Below are 18,287 nucleotides of genomic sequence, written 5' to 3' on the forward strand. Positions count from 1 at the left end.
AGTTATTCAAAATATCTCATCCTCTTATATTGAGTGCTATGCTGTTGTTAGGATTAATTTTTAAGCAGATTGCGTAGTGCTCAACAGATGTATTTTATTGCCACTTATATTAACAGTGGCTCTGTAAATGGCGTTTAAGCCAACTCATTTAAATCCTAAATTATTTATATGGTGCAAAGCCAATTTGCGCTACCTATTACTGTTTTTTGTACTCTCTAGTGGTGTGCTTGCAAGCCGACTAACTATTCAATTTAATACCTTTATTGAGCTGATGGGTCAAAAATATGGACCTGCGCGAGCGGCTGTTGCACGTAACTGGCAAAGTATGTTGGTACAAACTCAAAACAAACCAGAGCAACAACAAATTCTTATTGTTAATGATTTTTTTGCGCGTAATTTACGCTACCAAACTGATATTTTGCTATGGAAACAAAACGATTATTGGGCAACCCCTTTAGAAACGTTAGGCAGAGGCTTAGGTGATTGTGAAGATTACGCAATAGCAAAGTATATAAGCTTGAGAGCCCTAGGGGTGAGTGACGACAAGTTACGCCTTATTTATGTAAAAGCAAAAATTGCGGGCACTAACAAAACGCAAGCACATATGGTGTTAGGTTATTTTGCTACACCAAACGCTCAGCCACTTATTTTAGACAGTTTAGTAACAAAGGTTTTACCTGCTGCAAAACGTGTAGATTTAAGCCCTGTTTTTAGCTTTAACAGCCAAGGTTTATGGGCTAATAATTCAACCAAAAGTGTAGCCAGCCCAACAGCAAGACTCTCACGCTGGCGTAAAATTTTGGAGCAGACAACCAAAGAAGGAGTTATGTGGTAATGGCATCATTTTCCTTATCTAAGTATCTTAAAAAACGAAAAATAACACTCAGGCAAGAGCTGTGGATTGCATTATTAATTGTTATTTTTGTAGGCTTTATAAGTAGTGTTTTAATTAGCACTAATTCGGCTAAAAGTTATTTTTCGACCCAGCTGTACTTAAAAAATGTAGATAACGCCAGTTCACTCGCGTTAATGATCAGCCAATTAGATAAAGACCCCGTTGAGCTTGAATTATTAGTATCGGCCACATTTGATACCGGTCACTATAAGCGAATAGAACTACAAAACCCTAATGGTGAGGTGATTGTTAAACGCACGTTTACCGATGAACTCGAAGCGACGGCTCCGCAGTGGTTTAGAGCAATGTATGGATTAAATGTACAGCCAGGGGTTGGGCAAGTAAATAATGGTTGGCAGCAGTTTGGTACTTTGTTTATAGAAAGCCACAGTCAATATGCTGAGCAAGCATTATGGGAAAGTGCGCTTAAACTATTTTTTAGTTTTTTAATTGTCGCTTTTTTTGCTTGTATAGTTAGTGCTTACTTTTTAAGTAGAATATTAAAACCACTAGATGATGTTGTGTATCAGGCTAATGCATTTGGTGAAAAACGTTTTATTAAATCGAGCGTTCCGCGCACATTTGAGTTTGCACGTTTAGTGCAGTCTATGAACCAATTATCTACCCGTTTTAGCCGTATTATTAAAGAAGATAATAAACGTTTAGAAGAGCTTAGATTTAAATCGCAACACGATGAGCTAACTGGTTTAGCAAATAGAGAATACTTTGGTGCAACGCTTGAGGCTCACTTACAAAAATCGAAAGATCATGCCCATGGTGCCTTATTTTTATTTAGGGTTGTTAACCTCGATCGCGTAAGTGAGGAAGTGGGACGAGTAGAAATGGTTAACTTTCTACGTCGATTTTCACAGATGTTGGTTAGCTTCTTAGAGAGCAACCAAGAACACTTTTCTGAAAATTACATTGCACGTATTTCTCACAGCGATTTTACCGTTTTATTTAGTGATATTGATGATATTCAAGCAATCAGTGAACGTATTTTATTGATGCATCAATCGTTTGTTGAAGAGTATAAAAACGTTAAGCTAGCGATACCTCACAGCTGTACTTATATTCAAAAAGACGACACGCGATTTGATGTATTAAAGCGTGCGGATGAACTTTTAAAATCATCGGGTAAACAATCTGATGTACAAGCAAAAGTAGCTCAAATCAAGCAAGAAAGTGAGCTGTTTGATAATGCAACTAGCTGGAAAAATGCCATAGAAGAGGCACTCAACAATAATAATTTAGAAATAAATACTTACCCAGTAACGAGCTTTACAGGGCAGGTAATGCAAAATCAATTAGGGTTGAGCCTAAAGCTTGGTGGGCAAGTATACCGTGCTAGTTACTACTACCAGTGGGCTAACCGATTAAAGTTATTAGCGCGTTTAGATTGGGGTTTAATTAAGGCGTTGGTGGCTCATTATAGTATTGAGCCACCAAGTGAACTGATTTCGGTTGAATTATCTGCTCAAACGCTACTTGATGATGCTGCACTTGCTTCGATTCTTACGTACCTTTCGGCGTTTCCTGATTTAGCCTCTAAAATTTGTTTTGATATTCGTGAAAGTATTGCCGTTAGCGAAATTGAGATATTTAAAGATTTTTGTGAGCAGGCTCGATGTATGGGCGCTAAGGTAGCATTAAAACGTGTGGGCCCTGAATTTACTAAAATTAATAAAATTCAGGAATTTGGTCTTGAAATGATTAAGGTTGATAGTGTTTACGGACACAATATTAGTTACAGCCAAGATAACCAAACATTTCTGCGAGGAGTGTGTACATTAGCGCATTCTATTGGCATTAAAGTGGTGGCTCAAGGTGTAACAAGCCAAGATGATATAGATACGCTTATTAACTTAGGTTTTGATGGGGTTATTAAAGAGTAAGTAATAGGCATTAACTGTGCGGTTAATGCCCTTTTACAACTAACATTAATTGAATACGATCGCGAACTTTTAGCTTATTAAATATAGAGCTCATATGCTCTTTAATTGTGCGTTCTGTAATATTTAAAGATTCTGCAGCTTGCTTATTAGTTGCACCTGTTACAACAATATCAACTACTTGGCGTTCTCGTTTTGTGAGTACATCAAGCTCGCATGTGCTCGCATATTTAAACGGTGTATTTGATAAAGCTCCTACTAAGTTAGATAGTAATTGCCCTGGTAACCATATTCCGCCAGTACAAATTGTCTCAAGTACTTGTTCAATAATTACTTTAGTAGCGAGTGCTTCTACGTACCCCCTAGCTCCTGCTTCAAGCGCACTTCTTAGTTGATTTATTTCTAGTTCGTTGGTCATAACGATAACCAGTAAACGTTGCTGAGAATACTTTTTAACAAGCTCAAGCCAATTAGGTGTGCCGGCTAAAACCCAAATAATACTTGATGCCGTGACTCTGTGTGGTTCTTTTGTGCATATCAAACAACCAGGAAACGCTGTATGCCAGTGTTTCGATTCAAATTCAGGCTGTGTAATAAAAATACTTTGGCGCATTACTTCTCCATTTATAAAATGTTTTAACGCTCTGTCATTGCTTGCGATGTAGCTCTAAGAACCGGTTTTAAAATATACTCAAGTACGGTTTTTTTACCGGTAATAATATCCACTTGAGTGGTCATTCCTGGAATAATAGTCAGCTCTTTTGAAAAATTATTTTTGGTGGTTTTTAGCTGCACCAAATAAAAGGTATTCTCGCGGTCATCTGTAATTGTATCGGCACTTATATGTAATACTTCGGCTTCAAGGCCACCATATACGGCAAAGTCGTAGGCACTAAATTTTATCATTGCAGATTGCCCAGGGCGTAAAAATGCAATGTCTTTAGGCGGGATTTTTGCCTCTACTACAAGTTGATCGTCAAGCGGGACAATTTCCATAACATCACTACCTGGCTGTAAAATACCGCCAACAGTATTAACTAATAATCGTTGTACAGTGCCTTTAACAGGAGAGCGTATTTCAGTTTGAGTTACTTTATCGGCTAAGCCAGATTCAGTTTCTTTAATTGAATCTAGTCGCAGTAGCGCTTCGGAGAGTTCATTGTTCCAGCGGTTAATCATAACGAGCTCAACTTCGGTTACCTTATTTTTAGCTTCGTTAATGGCCGAAAGACTCCTATTTATAACTGCTTTGGTTCTGTTTATCTCGCCGTTTAAATCAACTATTTGACGCTCTAAACGAATAATATCTATATCCGAAATAGCACCGGTGCGTAACAATGGGCGGGTCACTTTAAGCTCCCTGTTTGTTAAGCGTAGCGCGCTGGTATGCTGCTGAAGTGCCGCTTTTGCTTCAATATAATCTTGGTGTCGCTGCTCTAGTTGACGTTTGTGAATACTTACCTGTTGCTCCAACTCTTGGCTGTTACTCAAATAAAGAGAGCGTTCGTGTTGAACCACCTGAGGCGCATTTTTTATAACATCTTCGTTAAATACGAGCTCCTTTTTTTGAGTGAGCGCTCTGAGCCTCGCAACTTTTGCACTTAACGATTCAACCTTGGATTGATTTTCCCTAAAGCTAGAAATAAAGCGGGTAGGGTCTATTTTAATGAGTACATCACCCTCGTTTACTATTTGGCCTTCTCGGACATTTATTTTTTCGACCATACCACCATCATAAGATTGAATAAGCTGTAATTTATTAGAGGGAATAACCCGTCCCTCGCCACGAGCAACTTCATCCAAATTAGCAAAACCAGACCACACAATAAGGCATATAAACGTTAAGCAAATTAAATAAAGTAGTAACCTAGCGCTTGCTGGTTCCTGCTGCATTTTTTCCCACTGTGCATCTACTACCCAGTCTTGAGTATTTGGCGGTGAAATCCATCCTTTAAATAGTTTATTAAATACGGATGGCTTACCTTGTTTTCTTGCTTCTATTGCTTTGCTAACAGATTCAAAAGAGCGTTGTTCAAGTGGTTTTTTGTTATCACTCATGAGGCCTGCTCCACGGTTTTATTATTTAACGCCGCAATTACTTTTTGTTTTGGTCCATCAGCAACTACTTTTCCGTTATCTAAAACTATAATTCGGTCAACAAGCTCAAGTAATGATGAGCGGTGAGTCACCACGATTAAGGTTTTATCTTTAGAATAACCCTTTAAATTATTAATAATTTTACTTTCACTATTATGATCTAGTGATGAGGTTGGCTCATCTAGTAATAGTATTGGAGGGTCGTTAATTATGGCTCTTGCCATACCTACAGCTTGGCGTTGCCCTCCTGATAATTGGCGGCCTTGCTCGCCTACTTGTAAATCAAATCCGTCTGGGTGCGAATTAATTAAATCAAATAATTGGCTTCGCTCACAGGCTTCAATAATTTGCTCGTCTTTGGCATGCCAAGCGCTTATCGTAAGGTTGTCTTTTAAGGTCCCATAAAACAGGGCAACGGTTTGCGGTACATAACCAATATTATGGCGAAGCTCTGCAGGGTCAATTTGATGTATATCGTTATTGTCCATCAAAATTGCTCCTGAACAGGGTTCATATAGCCCTAAAATAAGCTTTTCTAATGTACTTTTACCTGAGCCATTACGTCCTAAAATTGCGACTTTTTCACCAGCTTTAATTTTAAAACTAACGCCGTTGAGTGCATTATGAGATTCGTCAGAGTATTTAAAGCATACATCTTTAAATTCTATATCGCCCTTTAAAATAGGGTGGCTTAACCAATGCTTACCAGGTGGGCGCTCGACCTCTTTTTCCATAATCTCATTTAGTGATTGCATTGCTATTGCGGCATGATGATATTGCGCTAAAACAGCGGCTGACTGCCCAATAGGGCCCATAGCACGAGATGATAATAAGTAGGCTGCAATTAATCCGCCTTGAGTTAGCTCACCTTCAATAACGAGGTGTACGCCTATTATCATTATTATCACGCCTACACATTGTTGTATCCACGATGCTGTATTTGATATAGAGCTTGAAACGAGTCGGCTTTGTGCGTTTACTTGCGCAATGTAAATGGTCGACTTTTCCCATACAGATTGTGTTTTACACTCTGAGTGAAAACTTTTTACATCTTCAATGTTGGTTAAACTTTCTACTAATACTGCATTTCGCATTGAGCTTGCTTTCATTGTTTGCTCTGAAAGGGCTTCAAGTTTGCGGTGTGCGGCTATAGCGTAAGCTAATAATATAAGTGCGCCCGCTATAATGGGTAAACTTAGAGGTACGCCAATAATGGCGATAACAATTAAATATAAAACTACGAATGGTAAGTCGACTAATGCGACAAGCGTTATGGAGCTAAAAAAGTTACGTACAGCTTCAAATGATTGAATATTGCTAGCAAAGGAGCCAGCTGATGATGGACGGTTTTTTAGTTTCATACCTAATACCCGCTCCATAATTACAGCCGATACTTTGACATCTATTCTGCTTGCAGCAAGCTCTACAAAATAGCCTCTTACTAAGCGTAAAACAAAGTCAGCAGTGAGTGCTATCATAATACCAATGGCAAGTACCCAAAGGGTTTCTGTTGCATGGTTGGGCACTACGCGGTCATATACATTCATTACAAATAAAGGCATGGCAACCGACAAAAAGCCCAACGCAATAGCTGAAATGATTACGTCTTTATAAAGTGAGCGGCACTCTTTAATTACTCCCCAAAACCATCCGTCTTTTGATAGTTTTTCAAGTACAGGTGTTCGCTCATCAAATGCAAATTCTGGTTGTGCATAAATAATTAAACCAACACTGTTGCCTGCTAATTCATCAATGCTTTGTTCGATAACTGATTCGGTAAGCTCTGGGTAAATTACACTAACCAACTGCTTATCGTAATCAATAGAATTAATAACACAGGCTTGATTGTCTTTTAAAATTAAGATGGCAGGTAGCAGTGCTGTATTAATTTTTTGTAGTGGCTTATTAACTACTTTTGATTTAAAGCCAATGCGCTTTGCTGCGCGCGAAAAACCTGATGGAGTAAGATTTCCATCAGTTAGAGGAAGTCCATTTAATAGTGCTTCTCTTGAAAACTCTTTATCATGATGGCGACATAAAACTGCTAGGCAGTCAACGAGTATGCCACCGTGATCAAGTACATCGTTTAATTCCATAAACCATCCAATGTTATGTAGAACTGCATGCGGTTGTTACTACTAAACCTAAACTCGAGAAATAAATTTAGCTTAAATATTTCAAGCCGAGTTTAGGTTATTTACATAACGTTAATTGACTTAGCTATCAGTAATTACAGCTTCGATACGTCGATTCGCAGCATTTGCTCTTACTGATATTTCGTTTACTCGAGGTTGATCAATACCGTACCCGAACGATTTAACACGTTTTGGTTTTATATCGAATTGTTTAATTAGAATTTCGGCAACGGCAAACGCACGTTTTTCAGATAGTTTGCGGTTATATGTTCGATCTCCATCTAGAGAAGCATGACCTTGTATTTCAACCTGCTTATTTGGGTTTTCTTTTAAAAAATCTGCAAGCCGACTAATTTCTTGAATATATTGAGACCTTACATCGCTTGAGTCAGCAGAAAAAGGGATACCAATCTCTATATTCGAGGTTGATGCGCTATAAATTGTACAGCCAGATAAATCAACATTAGTTGACAGCGGCGTACTCGGACAAGTGTCTTGCTCGTTTGGTACGCCGTCACCATCATCATCTAAAAAGCTACTTTGTGTAGTGTCGGTTTCCAACGGTATATCTAAGTACCTTGGCATAGCGGTTACACTCATGTAGGCATTATCTTGCTTCGCTTTTTTTTGTAGAAATGCCTTGCGGCTAAAGGTGGTTGCTACATCGTAACTCGGACAAATATTTTGTGCGTTATGCACAATAGGATCGTCAGTTAGCTCTTTTAATGTAGGGTATTTACCTGACATTACGTCAAGTGCTGGCAATAATTTCCCCATTTCTTTTAGCATAGTTAAAATAGCCGATTGGCGGTCGTAAAGCGCAACTATGTATGAACGTGTTGATTGGAACGATTCGTTTTCGGCATCAAGTACGTCTAGTAGAGTTCGTTGGCCTATATCAAATTGATCTTTATATGCAATTTTAACTTTAGTTGATGATTCGCGGTGTTGATTAAGCGCTGGCAACTTTTGCTCTAGTATAGTGACGTTGTAGTAGGCAATTTGCAGACTTTGACGAATATCAATACAGGCTTGATCTCGTTGATATTTTGCAATGTTTATATCTTGATAAGCTTGTTCTAAATTAGCGCTATCAAGACCACCGTTATACAAGTTATAACTAATATCTATGCCGACTCGCGCTTCTGTTCTGGTTTCATTTTGACCAAGCTCATCTCTATCTTGGCTACCGTAGCGGGCAGATAAATCTACGTTAGGATGAAAGGCCGCTTTTTGTGCTTTGGCGTTCGCTTTTTGCGCTTCAATATTATACAAAGAGGCATAAAATGAAGGGCTGTTTTTGTAGGCGACGTCTAGCGCTTGGTTAACCGAAATTGGTATATTGTTTTCATCAAGGTCAGCTTGCTTTATATCGTTCATAGGTAGCTCACCTACAACTCTTAGGTAGCGAGCGCTTACATCATGTAAATTTGAGTACTCCGTTAATACATTAGATTGCGCTAGAGATAAACGGCCACTAATTTGTTCTAGGTCTGCTGCGCGCGCTACACCGGCGCCTACGCTTTGCTCTATTTGTTGGTATACAGACTCGTGCTCTTGTAAATTAGCTTCTGCAAGTTGTACTAACTCTTTGAATTTTTGTACGTCAAGTAGTGCAATCGAGGCTTCAAGTGCTGTTTGTTCTGTTTGAGAAATAAGCTCAAAGTACCTAATAAGTTGAATACGTTTAAAACGGTCAACTGTATTAGATGTTCTAAAACCGTCATAAAGCATTTGAGTAACGCTTAATTCGGCTGTATTACGGTTATATTCTTCTTCAATACCGTAATTTCTTCTTTCATATCCTGCACTTGCTGATACATCAACACTTGGTAAATAACCTGAACGGGCAGCATCCACTCCATAAATAGAAGATTTAAAAGCATGCCATGCTTCTTGTACTTCAGGATTGTTTTCAATCGCTTTACTTGAGACGTATGTAAGTGGCATTGCTGATTGTTCGTTTGCATGCACGTAGTTTGATAAAGTTACGGTTGCAATCGCTAATCCGATTAACATAGTCCCTTGATGCTTTTTAAAAGTGTTTTTTATAATCATTTCTTCCTCTTAGATCCTGTTAAGACCGAAAATACTCTTTTAAATATTTAGTAAAGGAGTGCTAATTTTGCAAGTAATCTTTTTGGACAGCATAAAAAAAAATTTCTACCACTTTTTTGTTGATTTTTTATTTTTGAATTTTTCTTCTAAACCTGTACTTGAGTCCAGTATCTATGTGCTTTTTTTGTTCTACCTTTAATTTATTAGATTGTTATTTTAAAAAGTTTGAGGGTACCTAAATGGAAGCAAATCAACTTGTAGTTATTGATATTCAGGGTTCGGCGGGTGTTGTGTTGGATGATGGATCAATAAGAGCGTTAAACGTTGGTGACATTATTACCGTAGGTGATTTAGTTGTTACTGCTATTAAGTCGTCGTTACAAATAGATGTGCAAGGTGAAACCTTATCTATACCCGCAAATCAAAAGGTAAAAATAACACCAGACCTATTAGCGAAAGAAGCAAGAGACGCTAGCGAAACAACTGTTTTTGATGAAAGTTTAGATGAAGCAATCGCAAGCTTAGACTTAGGTACAGAACAAGACTCATCAACGGCAGCTAATTCAGATGTAACAGATTTTTTAGATGCATTAGAGGGTGATGGGGACATTTTAGATAATTTAGAGGCAACAGCCGCTGGTGGCGGTAATGCAGCTGGTGCAGATGGAGGTAGTTCGTTTGTACAGTTAACCCGAATTTCTGAAAGTGTTGATCCTAGTAGTGTTACTTTTGATTCTTCTTTTGATCAAAGCGCTACTGAAGCTTTTAATTTAAGAGATACTTCTGATGGTATTGTGCCTGACGCAACTTCGGCTTCTATTTCACTTAATGAGCTGGGCGTTACTAATTCATCACAACCAACAATTACCGGTACGAGTGAAAACTTAATTGGCGAAACGGTTAATGTAACGGTAACTGATGTTGATGGAAATTCTCAAGTAGTTAGTGTTGTGATTGGCCCTGATGGTACCTTTGAAATAACTCTACCAACTCCGGTTGCTGATGGCCCTGTGACCGTTGTTGTTGAAGCGACAGATCCTGTTGGCAACCCTATAAACGACACTATTTCTATAGAAATTGATACAACACCTCCGCTTATTGCTATTGATCCTGTTGCCGATTCTGCTTCGCAAACAGTGACAGTAACAGGGACTGTATCTGGGTTGATGAACACTGGGGATAATGTGTCAGTCACGTTAACGGATAGTGCAGGTACGGTACAAACAATTGTTACTCAAGTTGATGCGCTAGGAAATTGGGTTATTACTACTACCTCACCTTTATCTGAAGGAGAGTTTAACGTAAGCGCAGTGGCGATTGATGCCGCTGGAAATCAAGCTGTAGATCAAGCTTTAGCGAATGTAGATTTAACTGCTCCGGTAATCACAGTAAATGTAACTGATGAAACAAATAACGCAACACCACCACTTGTTGGAACAACAAATGGTGTTCCTGAAGGCACGCAAGTAACAATTACTGTTACAGATAGTGCAGGACAAATACAAACATTAACTGCGGTTACTCAAGCCGATGGAAGCTGGAGTGTAGAAGTTGGGACTCCTTTACCCGAAGGTGATTTTACTGTTGATGCACAAGTAAGCGACAGTGTAGGAAACTTAGCATCAGCAAGTGATTCAGGAGTAGTTGATTTAACGGCGCCTACGGTACAAATTAATAATATTAACGACACTCAAGACACCACGCCAACTATTACTGGTAACGCGCAAGATGTACCTGCAGGCTCTATTATTAGTGTGGTTATTACCGATTTTAATGGTCAAACTCAAACATTATTAACCCAAACAAACGCTGATGGTGATTGGTCTATCGACGTAACTACGCCATTGGCTGAAGGGCAGTTTGAGGTTGATGCAAGTGTAAGCGATGCTGCAGGTAATCAAGCCCAAGCAAATAACCAAGGTGTTGTTGATTTAACAAACCCAGATATTACCGTTACTGCAATTGCTGATACTAACGATACTACACCAACATTTGTAGGTAGGGTGGAAGACGCTCCTGCGGGCTCTGTTATTACAGTATTAGTAACCGATATTAACGGTAACGTACAAACTTTAACTACTTTATTAAATGAAGATGGCACATGGAGTGTTGATGCTAATGAAATCTTGCCAGGTGGTGAGTTTACAGCAACTGCGTCAGTAACCGATCCAGCAGGTAATGAGGCTACTGCGCAAACAAACGGCGAAATAACGTTTGCTCCTATTTCAATTCAAATCGATGCAATTGCTAATACTAACGATACCACTCCATTTTTAAGTGGTAACACCGGTAATGTGCCTGCAGGTACTACCATTACTTTAACTATTACGGCAAGCGATGGGAGTACATTTACATTACTTGCAGTGACGCAAGCAGATGGTTCATGGACTGCACAAGTAACAACCCCTCTACCTGAGGGCGACTTTACCGTAGTTGCTGCTGTTATAGATGACTCGGGTAATGAAGCGCAAGCAAGTGCAGTAGGTAATGTTGATTTAACTGTAAGCATTAATTTTATTATTGATACTAACGATACAACACCAACAGTTAGCGGCTCTACCCAAGACGTAGAGCCTGGTGCATTAGTAACCGTTACATTTACAGGAAGCGATGGCGTAACAGAAACTGTGCAAGTAGTTACTGGTGCTGACGGAAGCTGGTCAGTTGAGGCAAGTAATGAATTGGTTGAAGGTCCGTTTAGTGTAATTGCAACTGTGACTGATGCTGCGGGTAATACAGCTTCTGCAAGCGAAACTGGAGAAATTGATTTAACAGATCCTGCAATCACGATTAATCCTATTGAGGATACGAATGATGTAACTCCATCAGTAAGTGGTAACGTAATTGATGTACCTGCAGGGACCGAAGTTACATTAGTAATAACTGACAGTGAAGGCAATGAACAAACACTCACAACACTTACAAATGCCGATGGTACATATACAGCGGATATTATTGCAGATCTCAGTGAAGGTGATTTCACAGTAACAGCGAGTGTTAGTGATACTGCAGGCAATAGCAGTACGGCAACTGTTACAGGTACGGTCGATTTAACCGCACCAAGTGTCACTATCAACAATATTGCTGATACAAACGATACAACACCTACTCTTACCGGTTCTACCCAAGGATTAGCATCGGGCAGTGAAGTAACTTTAATTGTTACCGATAGTCTAGGAGCAGAGCAACAGTTAGTGACTACTATAAGTGCTGATGGTACTTGGAGTATTGAGATTTCAACTGCTTTAAGTGAGGGGGATTTTACCGTAACTGCTAATGTATCTGATAATGCGGGTAACGCAGCCCAAGATTCACAATTAGGCACAGTTGATACCACCCCTCCTTTAGTTGCAATAAATGACTTTGCTGATTCAAACGATACAACGCCTACATTTAGCGGAACAACAAGTGATGTAGCTCCAGGTAGCCTTGTTAGTGTTTTAGTTACTGATGCAAATGGTGAGTCTCAAACATTGACGGCGGTTGTGTCAGAAGATGGAACTTGGCAAGTTGGTGCAACTCAAGCTGTTGCTGAAGGCGACTTTACAATTACGGCAACAGTAACAGACGCTGCAGGTAATGAAGCAAGCGATACCGGTACTGGAACAATTGATTTATCAGCTCCAATTATAGCAATTAATACAATCCCAGATAGCGCCGATACTACTCCAACAATTTCAGGTTCAGTACAAAATGTGCCAGCTGGAACAACGGTTACGTTAATATTGACGGATGCTGGTGGTAATACACAAACAATTACAACACAAACGCTAGCTGATGGTAGCTGGACAGCTGATGCTATTAATGAGTTAGTTGAAGGTGACTTTAGCGTTAATGCCATCGTTAGCGATGAAGCAGGTAACCAAAGTGAAACTTCAGCACAAGGAACTATCGATAATACCGCACCAACTATTACGATTGATGCACTCGCTGATAGTAACGATACAACACCGACAATTTCTGGCACTGCAACGGGCGAGCCAGAAGGCACGGTTGTTACTATTACCGTGACTGATGAAGCAGGTAATCCACAAATAATTACTACAGAAGTGCTCGCTGATGGCACTTTCACTGTTGATGTGCCGAACGAATTGAGTGAAGGTGAATTTACTGTTGAGGTATCAGTTACAGATACTGCGGGCAATGAAACCACAGCAACTACGACTGGCGAGGTTGATACTTTAGCACCGGTGATCACGATAGATGCACTGGCTGATAGTAACGACACCACCCCAACTATTTCAGGCACCGCAACGGGGGAGCCAGAAGGCACGGTTGTTATTATTACCGTGACTGATGAAGCAGGTAATCCACAAATAATTACTACTGAAGTACAAGCCGATGGCACCTTTAGTGTTGATGTGCCGAACGAATTAAGTGAAGGTGAATTTACTGTTGAGGTATCGGTTACAGATACTGCGGGCAATGAAACCACAGCAACTACGACTGGCGAGGTTGATACTTTAGCACCGGTGATCACGATAGATGCACTGGCTGATAGTAACGACACCACCCCAACTATTTCAGGCACTGCAACGGGCGAGCCAGAGGGTACAGTTGTTACTATTACCGTGACTGATGAAGCAGGTAATCCACAAATAATTACTACTGAAGTGCAAGCTGATGGCACCTTTAGTGTGGACGTACCAAATGAACTAAGCGAAGGCGAATTTACTGTTGAGGTATCTGTTACTGACACTTCAGGTAATGAAACCACAGCAACTACGACTGGAGAAATTGATACTTCAGCACCGGTGATCACGATAGATGCACTGGCTGATAGTAACGACACCACTCCAACTATTTCAGGGACTGCGACGGGTGAGCCAGAAGGCACGGTTGTTACTATTACCGTGACTGATGAAGCAGGTAATCCACAAATAATTACCACTGAAGTGCAAGCAGATGGCACCTTTAGTGTGGACGTACCAAATGAGCTAAGTGAAGGCGAATTTACAGTTGAGGTATCCGTTACTGACACTTCAGGTAATGAAACCACAGCAACAACGACGGGTGAGGTCGATACGGCTGCACCATTAGTAATAATAGACCCTGTTGATGATACTAACAACACCACCCCAACTATTTCTGGCACCGCAACGGGTGAGCCAGAGGGCACGGTTGTTACTATTACAGTTACTGATGAAGCAGGTAACCCACAAATCATTACCACTGAAGTACAAGCTGATGGCACCTTCAGTGTTGATGTGCCGAACGAATTAAGTGAAGGCGAATTTACTGTTGAGGTATCGGTTACAGATACCGCAGGGAATGAAACAACCGCAACAACAACGGGAGAAGTCGATACTGCCGCGCCAACAGTTACTATTGACCCCATAGGTGATACTAACGATACCACACCAACCATTTCAGGCACCGCAACAGGTGAGCCAGAAGGCACAGTTGTTACTATTACCGTGACCGATGAAGCAGGTAACCCACAAACCATCACCACAGAAGTACAAGCCGATGGCACCTTTAGTATTGATGTGCCGAACGAATTAAGTGAAGGCGAATACAGCGTAGACGTATCAATCACTGATACTGCGGGTAACGAAAGTACAGAAGTAACAACGGGTACTATTGATACCTCAGCTCCTGTTATTGCGATTAATGCACTCGTTGATAGTAACGACACCACCCCAACTATTTCAGGGACTGCGACGGGTGAGCCAGAAGGCACGGTTGTTACTATTACCGTGACTGATGACGCTGGTAACGAACAAGTTATCACTACAGAAGTGCTCGCTGATGGCACTTTCACTGTTGATGTACCGAACGAATTAAGTGAAGGTGAATTTATTGTTGAGGTATCGGTTACCGATACCGCAGGTAATGAAACCACAGCAACAACGACGGGTGAGGTCGATACGGCTGCACCATTAGTAATAATAGACCCTGTTGATGATACTAACGACACCACTCCAACTATTTCAGGGACTGCGACGGGTGAGCCAGAAGGCACGGTTGTTACTATTACCGTGACTGATGAAGCAGGTAATCCACAAATAATTACCACTGAAGTGCAAGCAGATGGCACCTTTAGTGTGGACGTACCAAATGAACTAAGTGAAGGCGAATTTACAGTTGAGGTATCCGTTACTGACACTTCAGGTAATGAAACCACAGCAACAACAACGGGAGAAGTCGATACTACCGCGCCAACAGTTATTATTGACCCAGTAGGTGATAGTAACGATACCACCCCAACTATTTCAGGCACCGCAACGGGTGAGCCAGAAGGCACGGTTGTTACTATTACAGTAACTGATGAAGCAGGTAATCCACAAACCATAACCACAGAAGTACAAGCCGATGGCACATTTAGTGTTGATGTACCAAATGAATTAAGTAAAGGTGAGTTTACTGTTGAAGTATCGGTTACCGATACAGCAGGGAATGAAACAACCGTAACAACAACAGGCGAAGTTGATACTGCCGCGCCAACAGTTATTATTGACCCCGTAGGTGATACTAACAACACCACTCCAACTATTTCAGGCACCGCGACGAGTGAGCCAGAAGGTACAGTTGTTACTATTACGGTAACTGATGAAGCCGGTAACCCACAAATCATTACCACTGAAGTGCAAGCTGATGGCACCTTTAGTGCTGATGTGCCAAATGAACTAAGCGAAGGCGAATTTACTGTTGAGGTATCGGTTACAGATACCGCAGGTAATGAAACCACAGCCACAACAACGGGAGAAGTTGATACCACAGCGCCAATAGTGACTATTAACGCGTTAGGCGATACGAGTGATACAACACCGACCATTTCAGGTACGGTTAGCGGGGAGCCAGCTGGTTCAACCATAACTTTAACAGTGACCGATGCTAATGGTGCAGTACAAACAATTTCAGCACAAGTAATTGCAGACGGAAGTTGGACAGTAGAAGTACCTGCGGCTTTAGCTGAAGGAACCTACTCTGTAGATGCAAGTATTAGTGATAGCGCTGGTAATGAAGGCACAGCAAGTGCTTCAGGCACAATTGATACAAGCGCATTGACTATTACCATTGATGTTATTGGCGAAACTAACGATCAAACACCTCAAATAAATGGTGATACTTTTAATGCACAAGTTGGCTCTCAAGTTGAAGTTCAGATCACTGACTCAGCGGGTGCAATAATTACTTTAACCACAGTTGTTGATGAAAACGGTCTTTGGAGTGTTACTCCGCCTGCAAATTTAGCTGAGGGCACCATTTTAATTAGTGCAACAGTAACAGACATAGGTGGTGGAACGGCTAATGCAGAGCTTGATGCTGTAATTGATATTACGCCTCCAACCATACAAGTAAATGAACTAGAAACAAGTAATGATACTACTCCAATTATTTCAGGTAGCACAACAGACGTAGCTTCAGGCACAGTTATAAATTTAACGGTTACTGATTCTCAAGGAGTTGTTCGTACATTTAGCACTACAACGGATGCCGATGGTAATTGGAGTGTTGAGCTTTCTCAAGAGCTGGCCTCGGGCGATTATTCTGTAGAAGCTGAAGTATCTGATGCTGCAGGAAATAGCGCTTCAACTACGGCTACCGGTAATATAGACACATCAGGACCTAGCTTAACCGTTGACTTTGAAGCTGTAACCAACGACTCAACGCCTACTATTTCAGGCACTAGTGATGCAGACGTTGGTACCAGCATCACGGTTGTTATTACTGATGATAACGGGGTTGAACAAACACTTACCACCACAGTAGATACAAATGGTAACTGGGAAGTAACTCCACAAACAGATTTAAATGAAGGTGATAACACCATCGAAGTGAGTGTATCTGACGAAGCAGGAAATACGACAAAAGTTACAGATACAATTACGTTAGACACGCAAGCGCCAACGCTCACCATTCAAAACGTAGGTGATGTTAGCGATTTAACACCCGAGCTTCAGGGCATCAGTAATGAAATTGGTGGCACCGTTACACTCACCATCACCGACAGCGCAGGTGCTGTGCAAACCATTGAGGCCCTAGTTGGCAGCAATGGTCACTGGAACATTGAAATTCCAGGTGCCCTTGCACAAGGTGATTTTAGCGTTGTTGCCAGCATTACTGATGCTGCAGGCAACGACACCACCACGAGCAGCAGTGGTAATGTGGATACCATTACACCGGTTGTCACCGTTGATGCACTGGGCCTGGGTAACGACAGCACCCCAGTTGTTAGTGGTACCTCAACAGAGCCTGCAGGCACGGTTATAAATATTGTTATTACCGACAGCAACGGTGATGAACACCCAATCACCGCCACCGTGGATGCAAACGGTGACTGGCAAGCAACCAGCCCTGAATTACCGGATGGAAGCTACACCGTACAAGCCAGTATCACCGATGATGCAGGCAACACCGGCGGTGCGACACAAACGGGCAACCTAGATACCTTAGCGCCGACATTGACACTGGATACCGTAGGAGCGACCAACGACAGCACCCCAACAATCAGCGGAAGCAGCAATGCGCCAGCGGGCACAGTGATAAACATCAGTGTAAGCGATGGCACCACAACCGAAATGTTCACCGCGACAGTACAAGCCGACGGCAGTTGGTCAGCAGATGTGCCGAACGCGTTAACTGATGGTCCACTTACTATCGAAGCAAGCGTTAGTGATAACGCCGGTAATACCACTACGTTAAGTGAAACCGCCATACTCAACACCACAGCGCCAAGCATCAGTATTAATGCACTGGTTGACACCAACGACACCACCCCAACCATTAATGGTACAAGCGATGCGGCAGATGGCACCACCATTAGTTTAACGTTTGAAGACAGTGCAGGGAATATTACGACTGTTGATACGACCGTAACGGGCGGCGTATGGAGCGTCGATGCACCAAGCGTACTAGCAGAAGGCGAATATACTGTCACCGCACAGGTAGATGATGGACTAGGTAATATCGGCAGCGCCACCGAAACAGGCGAGATTGACTTAACCGCACCAAGCCTTGTTATTGCAGACAATGGTGTTAGCAATGACACGACACCGACTATCTCGGGTACAAGCGATGCGCCACAAGGCAGTGAAGTAACCATTGTTGTCACCGACAGCAGCGGCGCAGCGCAAACAATGAGCGCCACCGTACTTGCTAATGGTACGTGGTCAATGCCTGTACCGATAGCACTTGCAGAAGGTGCATACACTATTAGCGCGAGTGTTGAAGATGTGGCAGGCAACGACACCACTGCCACAGGCA

Annotated in this window: 7 protein-coding genes; 3 read left to right on the forward strand and 4 right to left on the reverse strand. The window is 41.5% G+C overall.

The window, feature by feature from the left end; translation table 11 throughout:
• Window positions 1-127: 127 nt before the first annotated feature.
• Entirely contained in the window at window positions 128-835 is a 708-nt protein-coding gene (locus tag I6F44_RS02645; protein WP_121953505.1) for a transglutaminase-like cysteine peptidase, read from the forward strand.
• Window positions 835-2,790 (forward strand): bifunctional diguanylate cyclase/phosphodiesterase, encoded by a 1,956-nt coding sequence (locus I6F44_RS02650; RefSeq protein WP_007583158.1) that lies wholly within the window; start codon window positions 835-837, stop codon window positions 2,788-2,790. Before I6F44_RS02645 ends, I6F44_RS02650 begins: the two co-directional genes overlap by 1 nt.
• Before the next feature lie 22 nt (window positions 2,791-2,812).
• Here I6F44_RS02650 and I6F44_RS02655 read toward each other — a convergent pair whose 3' ends face one another.
• The 4 genes from I6F44_RS02655 to I6F44_RS02670 all read right to left on the reverse strand — a co-directional run bounded on the left by I6F44_RS02655 (window position 2,813) and on the right by I6F44_RS02670 (window position 9,077).
• On the reverse strand, window positions 2,813-3,400 hold the full coding sequence (locus I6F44_RS02655; protein ID WP_007583159.1) for a response regulator transcription factor: 588 nt from the start codon (window positions 3,398-3,400) through the stop codon (window positions 2,813-2,815).
• A 23-nt stretch (window positions 3,401-3,423) separates the two neighbouring features.
• Window positions 3,424-4,845 carry an HlyD family type I secretion periplasmic adaptor subunit gene (locus tag I6F44_RS02660; protein WP_024608819.1) on the reverse strand — a complete coding sequence of 474 codons (1,422 nt, stop codon included), beginning with the start codon at window positions 4,843-4,845 and terminating at the stop codon, window positions 3,424-3,426.
• Window positions 4,842-6,980, reverse strand: a complete 2,139-nt coding sequence (locus I6F44_RS02665; protein WP_121953506.1) for a type I secretion system permease/ATPase — start codon at window positions 6,978-6,980, stop codon at window positions 4,842-4,844. The genes I6F44_RS02660 and I6F44_RS02665 overlap by 4 nt, the downstream gene beginning before the upstream one ends.
• A 120-nt stretch (window positions 6,981-7,100) precedes the next feature.
• Entirely contained in the window at window positions 7,101-9,077 is a 1,977-nt protein-coding gene (locus I6F44_RS02670) for a TolC family outer membrane protein (RefSeq protein ID WP_121953507.1), read from the reverse strand.
• A gap of 239 nt (window positions 9,078-9,316) precedes the next feature.
• On the opposite strand from I6F44_RS02670, the gene I6F44_RS02675 reads away from it, so the two are divergent.
• The coding region (locus I6F44_RS02675) for an Ig-like domain-containing protein (RefSeq protein WP_197173242.1) at window positions 9,317-18,287 on the forward strand (8,971 nt) is incomplete at its 3' end.

Source organism: Pseudoalteromonas sp. NZS11_1 (assembly GCF_015864275.1).
GTDB lineage: Bacteria > Pseudomonadota > Gammaproteobacteria > Enterobacterales > Alteromonadaceae > Pseudoalteromonas > Pseudoalteromonas arctica.